General features: G+C 32.2%; 5 protein-coding genes. 3 read left to right on the top strand and 2 right to left on the bottom strand.

Annotated features, from left to right (window positions below; translation table 11 throughout):
• Positions 1-515: hypothetical protein (locus HYY52_05910; protein MBI2996225.1), on the bottom strand; the 515-nt coding region annotated here is incomplete at its 3' end.
• A gap of 133 nt (positions 516-648) precedes the next feature.
• On the opposite strand from HYY52_05910, the gene HYY52_05905 reads away from it, so the two are divergent.
• The 3 genes from HYY52_05905 to HYY52_05895 all read left to right on the top strand — a co-directional run bounded on the left by HYY52_05905 (position 649) and on the right by HYY52_05895 (position 6,618).
• Positions 649-2,286, top strand: a complete 1,638-nt coding sequence (locus tag HYY52_05905; protein MBI2996224.1) for a hypothetical protein — start codon at positions 649-651, stop codon at positions 2,284-2,286.
• Positions 2,280-5,024, top strand: coding sequence for a hypothetical protein (locus tag HYY52_05900; GenBank protein MBI2996223.1), 2,745 nt, complete (start codon positions 2,280-2,282; stop codon positions 5,022-5,024). Before HYY52_05905 ends, HYY52_05900 begins: the two co-directional genes overlap by 7 nt.
• 64 nt (positions 5,025-5,088) lie before the next feature.
• On the top strand, positions 5,089-6,618 hold the full coding sequence (locus tag HYY52_05895; GenBank protein MBI2996222.1) for an amino acid permease: 1,530 nt from the start codon (positions 5,089-5,091) through the stop codon (positions 6,616-6,618).
• Here HYY52_05895 and HYY52_05890 read toward each other — a convergent pair.
• On the bottom strand, positions 6,615-7,706 hold the full coding sequence (locus tag HYY52_05890; protein MBI2996221.1) for a hypothetical protein: 1,092 nt from the start codon (positions 7,704-7,706) through the stop codon (positions 6,615-6,617). The two genes, HYY52_05895 and HYY52_05890, sit on opposite strands and share 4 nt — an antisense overlap.
• Between the last annotated feature and the right edge of the window lie 74 nt (positions 7,707-7,780).

Below are 7,780 nucleotides of genomic sequence, written 5' to 3'. Positions count from 1 at the left end.
TCAGGCTCTTCAAGTTCCTCTTCTAGCTCTTCTTCATCAAGTTCATCAGGCTCTTCAAGTTCCTCTTCTAGCTCTTCTTCATCAAGTTCATCAGGCTCTTCAAGTTCCTCTTCTAGCTCTTCTTCATCAAGTTCATCATCAAGTTCTTCTGGTAGTAGTTCATCTTCATCGTCAAGTTCTTCATCATCTTCTTCATCTAGTAGTTCATCTTCATCAAGTGGATCATCCTCTTCATCAAGCTCATCTTCAAGTTCATCTTCTTCTGGTTCAGGTTCATCATCATTTTCTAGTTCATCAGGCATAATCATACAAGGCTGCACACAAAATTCTGACTGCACTCGCTTTGCTAATCTTGCACAATGTCTAGATGGACTATGTAATAACGGAACTTGCATACAAGCCTCAATATGCCCTCTATTCTCACAATGTGTAAATGGAACGTGTATAGTAAGTTCTTCATCTTCTTCTGGAATTCCACCGCCACAACCTCTTCCTCTTCCTCCTCCTTTAATCACACCAGCAACTAGTTGTACTCCAAGTAATCAACCAGCTCAACCAACATTTAATCCAATATCAATTGTTAGACCCGACTTACCACAAGCTGCTTCTATACAAAGCGTATTCTGGGTAGAAGGTATAACCAGGAATATGACTCAATTGTCTACTTTTATGGTTAATGTACTAGCTAGTGATCCAGATACACAAGCAAGTATACTTATGACTAAGTATCAAAACTTTGCACTTTATGATGAACAATTTAATGATCAAAATTTAAATAAAGATGTAACCGAGAGATTTGTTTGGACTCAAAATGGTTCTAATCCACAAACATTTACATTAAGTGCAACACTACACCCAGTTAATTTACCAGGTGGAGTATATAAGATACCATTCTTAGCAAATGATGGAATGTGTGATGGATTGCCTTCATTACTTTATATTGAAGTAGATGATCCATCCAAGAATGACAGACCATACACAAAAGAAATTCCATTAGTTTCAGTTAAAGAAAATGATACATCAATTATTAACCTTGATGAGTATGGATTTGATCCAGATAGAAATACTAGCTCAATTGGAATGATTACTTACAGCATTACTTCTACAACACCTTCATTCTCTAGAATTAAACTTTGTGGTTTAAATCCATTAACAAATAATTCAAACTATATTTTAACTGTTGCTCCTGTTACTGGTGATGCAGGTACAACACTAATTATGGTTACTATAAGAGCAACAGACTCTGGAAGTCCATCACTTACATTTGATAGAATATTTGACCTTTCAATCTTACCTAAGAGTGGTACTCCAATAACAACTAATCCATCTAACTTACAGAACTGTTTTGAAGAAACAATTCTTAGACCAGATGGGCTTGATCCAAGTTTAGATCTTGATAGTACACCTCTATCTCAAATTGGAAGCATTCCATCAATCTTTAATCCTAATATATTAAATATTCCAAATATAAATAAAGCATTTATTGGTAATGTAGAAGAATTAGAATTAACATTAGATAGAACTCTTGGCATTGATAAATTCATAAAGAATACTATTTCTGGTGGTAAATTATTTATAGAAGTAAAATTAAGTTCTGCTAGTGATCTTAAAGAAGAAGATTTAAGTTCATTGAACTTTGTAATTATAAGCAAAGAAAATAACAAAGCTCGTAACATAAGTGGCAAAAATATTTTATTTGATACTTCAAGCAAACATTTACTTCTTGAAGTACAACTTCCTGATGACATTCCACTAGGTGAAGCTACATTACTTATAACTACTAAACGAGATGGAAAATTAAAAGCAGTCTCAAAAATAAACTTTAGTATTACACCTGCACTAAAAGCAACATCTATTGTTACTGGTACACAAATTGGAAAACCAATAATTAAAGATGTTAGGTTAGTTAAAATACCAGGCGTAAAAAATGTACCAGCTAACAAGAAACGTTATAAATTAATTATTACAGGTGAAAACTTTATTAAGAGAACTGTAAAAATTAACAATAAACTTATTACTTCACCCATAGCATTTCAGCCATTTACCTTAATTACCTTTGTTAATAAAGAAGGGATTTCAATAGAAAGAATGAGAGTTACAAGAAGTGACCGTGATGCAAAACGAACCAACTTCCAAGTAATCCTTGAATATGATGATTCTTTATTAAAAGGCAAGGAGGATGTCAGGTTCTTTACAGTAAGTACACTTACTGGACAAACCACTGGCAAAGCAGATTTTAAAGCACCTCAAAAACCAGAAGGCTTTAAGGAAGAAGAAAAATGGTAAAGAAAATATTTTTAATTTTAACCGCAATATTTTTCTTACTTTTACTAAGTATACCTGCTTGTTTTGCACAAAATTCTGAAGGTGAATGTATACAGGTAAATATTACACCAACAAAACAAAACTTTCTTAAAATTCCCATCTTAAATGGAGACACAAACAATGACAGTACTTTTGAAGAAAAAGAACAATTTCTTGACCTGGATTTATTACCAAACAAAAATATTTTAAGTGCTTGTATTCAAAAAAATAATGCTGCAAGGATAATTAACACTAGTCCTGAAAATGGTTTACTAAGTCTTTTAGAAAGTATTGCACAAACTGATTCAATTACACAAAGTATATCTGGAAGCATAAGAGGAAACTGTATTTTTAATCCAGTTACTAACCAATTAATTTTTAACGGGAATGGTCCAAAGGAATTTGGATTTGACAGAATTTATCCTTATGAATTAAATATCTCAGATACTATTACACTAAGCAGAATACAAAACAATTTCTTCATTCCTTCTGATTTGCCAACAGCACTTACAGTAACTCCTAATGGAAAATATCTGGTTTATCTACAAGCTAATACTTCAAGCAATAATCTAGCAAGTATTCAGTCAGTTGAAATTAAACAAGACATGACTTTAAGTAATTCATTTATCGGGCAAGATTTTGCAAAATCAGTTGAAGCTGGATCATATTTAGAATTTGCAGACAGTACAAATCAAGCAGGTTCTAATATTGTGTTTGGAGTTTTTGCAAATCTAGAACAAGGAAAAAATGGGAGTGGAAACGGATTTGGAATTTTTAAAACCAATCAAGCAGATGGAACAAATACAATTCTTGCAGAGTTTAAAAAAGAAAAAGACAAATCTACTCTTCCTGATATATTTAACACAATTTCATTTGGTGGATTTTCTGGTTTTAAATTAGTACAAAAGAATTCTTTGCTTTATTTATTCGTTTCTTATTTTGAAAATAGCTCAAAAATCCCAGATTTAAACTATCTTACAAAAGTAGCAGTATTTAAAATTAGCGTAACAGGTGAAAGAGCTAAAACAGCTACCTTAAAACTTTTAGGAGAACCAGTTTTAACAGTATTTAAAACAGCCCCGTGCAGTGAGAATAATTTTCATGGGATTAGTGGTCCTATAGAAGTAACAGATCATTTACTTTATATAGCAGATAACAATAAAACAAAAAACGAAAATTATTTTGCAGTATATTTTATCGACTGGAATGAAATCAATAAACAAGCATCTGATATTCCATCAAACAAACATCTGTTAAGGCTTGCTTCCATACCACTTAAAACTAATCAAACACCACAAAGCAGAAATACAGACCTTATTGTTACAAAAAATAATAAATTTGCATTTGTTGCAACAAGTGTACCTAAAGAAGCTACTGAAGGAAAAATATTTAGTTATCTACTCCAAAGCTCAAACATAAGTTGTTCTTTATTAAATGATTTCTTAGCTAAAGCTGGTATTTGTGATCAAAAAGAAATTACTACAAATATTAAAGAGTTCACTATTATTAAACCAATAGATAAAGTAACTCAAGAAGACAGTTCAATAATAAAAGATACAAAAACTAATATCAATAATCCTCCAATCATTCTTCAGGCACCTAGCATAGAAACAGGAAGGCAGCCTCAGCTTGGACTTACACAAGGAAGACCACCAGAATTTGGAGCTTTACAAGAAAGGCCACCTTTACTAATTCAAGTCCCTCAAAAAATATCTCCATCTACAACCTTACGTACTCCCCAAGGTGTTCCTACAGAACGATTTGAACTACCACGTATTTCATCCAACAATAAATTTAAGCTGCCAGATATTCCACAGGTTGAGGTAGTTATGATTGAAACTATTCCTATTAAAAAACAAGTTGAAAGTTCAATACAAATTAATATTAGTGAAAAGGATTTAGCAAAACCTGATCAAAAAATAATTGCACCTAGAATTCCGGATATAACTTTAAGCAATATTCCTCTTGAGATAGCAAAACTAGAAAAAGCAAAAAAAGATATTCCTATCCTTACAATTGAATCAAGAGGCGGAATAAAAGGTACTACTGGCGGGTATTTAATAGACCTTAATTCAACAGTTAAGTTAAAACCTGCTGATCTAAAAAATATTTTTTACTTTGCACTAAACAAAAATAACAATACTACTCAAATATCAGGCGAGTCTTACTTAACATCTAATAACAAACTTCTTGCAAAACTTACAATTCCAAGTTCAGCACCTTCTGGTGATTTAACACTTATTGTTATTTTAAGTAAAAAAGAAATTAAGAAAAAAGAAATTATTTCTAAGGGTAGTTTAAAAATATTTGACCAAATAAATTTTCAAAATTTAAACACGGAAGTAAGTTCAGGTTTACCAAAATTAATAAAAGTCCAAGGAAGAGTAATTGGACCATCTTCTAAAAGTGGGAGCATTATTAGACTAATTTTTGAAGGTGAAAACCTGGCTAGTAAGTTTATAAAAATAAGTAATAAAATTTATTTTACTGCGCCACTTAAAACACATACCTTTTTATCATTTGCTGAAGAAAACGATATTGAGATTTTAAGAACTAGAGTTTTAAGCAAAGGAAATAAAATGCTTATAACACTAAGATTTACTGGTGGTGACATAAATTCCAGATCATTTACAATTAGCACACCAAAAGGTCAATTCTTTAGTGAAAACCTAGGAATTAAATTATTTACTAAAAACCTTGTTAAAAAAGAAATAAAGTAGTATAGAATATGTTAGTTGTATTTTTATAATGAAAGCAAAAAATTCTTTTTTAAGAATAAAGAACATGACATCTGTAACTGTGGATGAGAAATCTGCACACGGTAGCCATGGATTAGTTAGAACTTTAGGTGCTTGGGATTTAATTAACTTAGGAATTGGTTGCATAATAGGAACAGGAATATTTGTACTTACTGGCATAGCAGCTGCTAATTATGCTGGCCCTGCTGTTTTCTTTTCCTTTATATTAGCTGGAATAGCATGTACGCTTGCTGCATTTGTTTATAGTGAATTTTCATCACTAGTACCTCTTTCTGGAAGTGCATATACTTATGTTTATGTTACTTTAGGAGAACTTGCAGCTTGGTTAATTGGGTGGAATTTACTTCTTGAGTATTTAGTATCTGTATCAGTTGTTGCAATTGGTTGGAGTGCATATTTTCATAATATCTTAGCTAACTTTGGACTTCACATTCCCGAAATTTTAACTGCATCTCCAGGGACGCATGATGTACCTGGTGCAATCATGAACTTGCCAGCAGCTATTATAACTTTTGCATTAACAATACTTGCAATTGTTGGAATAAAAAGTTCAACTGTTTTTAATAACATAATTGTCACTATAAAAGTTTCAGTAGTAATATTTTTTATTACATTTGGACTTTTTAATATTCATCCTGAATACTGGCATCCTTTTATACCACCAAGAATTGCTACTGCTTCTGGTCATGCAATAGATATTCTTCACTTACCATTTAATGAATTTATAATTAAATTTTTCCAAGGCACACTTAGTATACACAATGATCTTGTTTATCATTACGGCTGGCAAGGTGTTTTAACTGCTGCTGGTATTGTTTTCTTTGCATATATTGGATTTGATGCAGTATCAACAGTTGCTGAAGAATCAAAAAATCCACAGAGAGATTTACCAATAGGAATACTTGGCAGCTTAGTTATTTGTACAATTTTATATTTATTTGCTTCGCTTGTTTTAACTGGACTGGTTCCAGTTACTATAGATGGAAAACCAAACCCAGCTTTAACAGGGCATGAAGCTGGAGCTGCACTTTCAGTTGCATTTACAGCATTAGGTCATAAATGGGCAGCATTAATTATTGGCTTTGGTGCTCTTTGTGGAATGACAAGTATTATTTTAGTTATGATTGTTGGGCAAGCTAGAATTTTATTTTCAATGTCTCGTGACGGCCTCTTGCCTAACTTTTTTGCAAGTATTCATACAAAGTACAGAACTCCTTTTATTGCAACTTTAATAACAGGAATTTTTTCGGGTTTAATTGCTGCTTTTACACCAATACTTACTGTTGCTGAACTTACAAGCATTGGCACACTTGCTGCATTTGTTTTTGTATCGATTGCTGTTTTAATTTTAAGATTTACAAGACCAGAACTAAAAGCAAGATTTAGATGTCCTGGAATGCCATACACAGGAATAATTGGAATTGTTATAAATTTTCTTTTAATGACTGGATTACCAACTGCTACCTGGGTTCGTTTTGTAGTATGGATGGCAATTGGACTTATAATTTATTTCTTTTATGGTTTTTGGTTTAGCAAGATGAGAGCTAAAGATTAAGCAGTTGCTACTACTGGAGATGGTGCAGGTGTTGGTTGCCTAGTCTCTTGTTCAGCTGGTTCTGCATGTTTACCATTTTTGTTATTCATTGCTGCTTTATTATCTTCTGAACTAGCCCATGTCATAAAGCTAAACCCAAGAGCATCAATTCCAACAGCTGCCATATTTAACTTGCTCAAGCCAGTCCATCTATAAACTAAATCCATCGCAGAAGCAATTAAATAAAATGCTCCACTAAGTTTATACTTAATATTACCTACAGCAGTTGCTTGACCATTTTCTGCTTTTGAGTCACCTTTATCCCATAAAGCTATGTCAGCATGTATTCCAAAAATATCTCTTATCGATGCACCGATTTTTTGAACGAAATTATTAAATCCTAAAAACGTGCCAAAAATAGCTCCTGTTAAGATTCCAATTGCAGATACAACAAGATTTTTTTCTGCTGTTCTCTCTCCACCATAAAATATTTCTTTTAGCGCAGTAAAAAATCCTTTTTTACTTTTTTCTTTCAAATCATGATAAACATCAGAACAAACAACTCCTATTGAAGCAAGTGTTTTCTTTGTACTATCTACATAACCTTTGTACTCATTAAAAACTCCCTTCTCGTGACCATCTTTTAATTCATATCTACTTTTAATCTTAGGATTAAAAGCCATATCTTCCATCATTGCTGGCATTTGATCAAGTGCACTCCCAAATCCTTTTAAAAGATACATGTTTTCATCATTGCCAATAATTGATGACAAAGAAACAAGGCTATATCCTATTGATCCAAATGTATCTTTTCTAAAAGCATTCCCAATACTGCCATGGACTCCTGTCAAGAAATATGCAACTTTATTTATAAAGGAATTAATTTTATCAAGAGATTCACTTTCACTTTTAAAAACATTTGAAAGAAAAAAATTCAACACACTCAAACCACTAGATGCAATACTAAGTGGTGCTACTCCAAATTTAAAACCAATATCTAAGGACTTATTGATTCTTTCTTCGGGAGTTAAATCACTCCATTCTTTCTTTACACCTGTACTAGATAAATTTGTGCTTGAGGATACTGATTGTACAGGTGGTACTGGCACTTTTAAAAAACTCCTTACTCATCAAAAACAGATAAAAGATAAATTGAGATCAGTTTTTTTACTTCCACTGATTC

It is taken from the genome of Candidatus Melainabacteria bacterium (assembly GCA_016193285.1).
Classification (GTDB): domain Bacteria; phylum Cyanobacteriota; class Vampirovibrionia; order 2-02-FULL-35-15; family 2-02-FULL-35-15; genus JACPSL01.
The sequence above is the reverse complement of the archived record's forward strand: the minus strand, read 5'-3'. Positions and strand labels throughout refer to the sequence as shown.

Coding starts and splice junctions, on each gene's coding strand:
- HYY52_05900 (MBI2996223.1), top strand. CDS start 2,280: ATGGTAAAGAAAATATTTTTAATTTTAACCGCAATATTTTTCTTACTT.
- HYY52_05905 (MBI2996224.1), top strand. CDS start 649: ATGACTCAATTGTCTACTTTTATGGTTAATGTACTAGCTAGTGATCCA.
- HYY52_05895 (MBI2996222.1), top strand. CDS start 5,089: ATGACATCTGTAACTGTGGATGAGAAATCTGCACACGGTAGCCATGGA.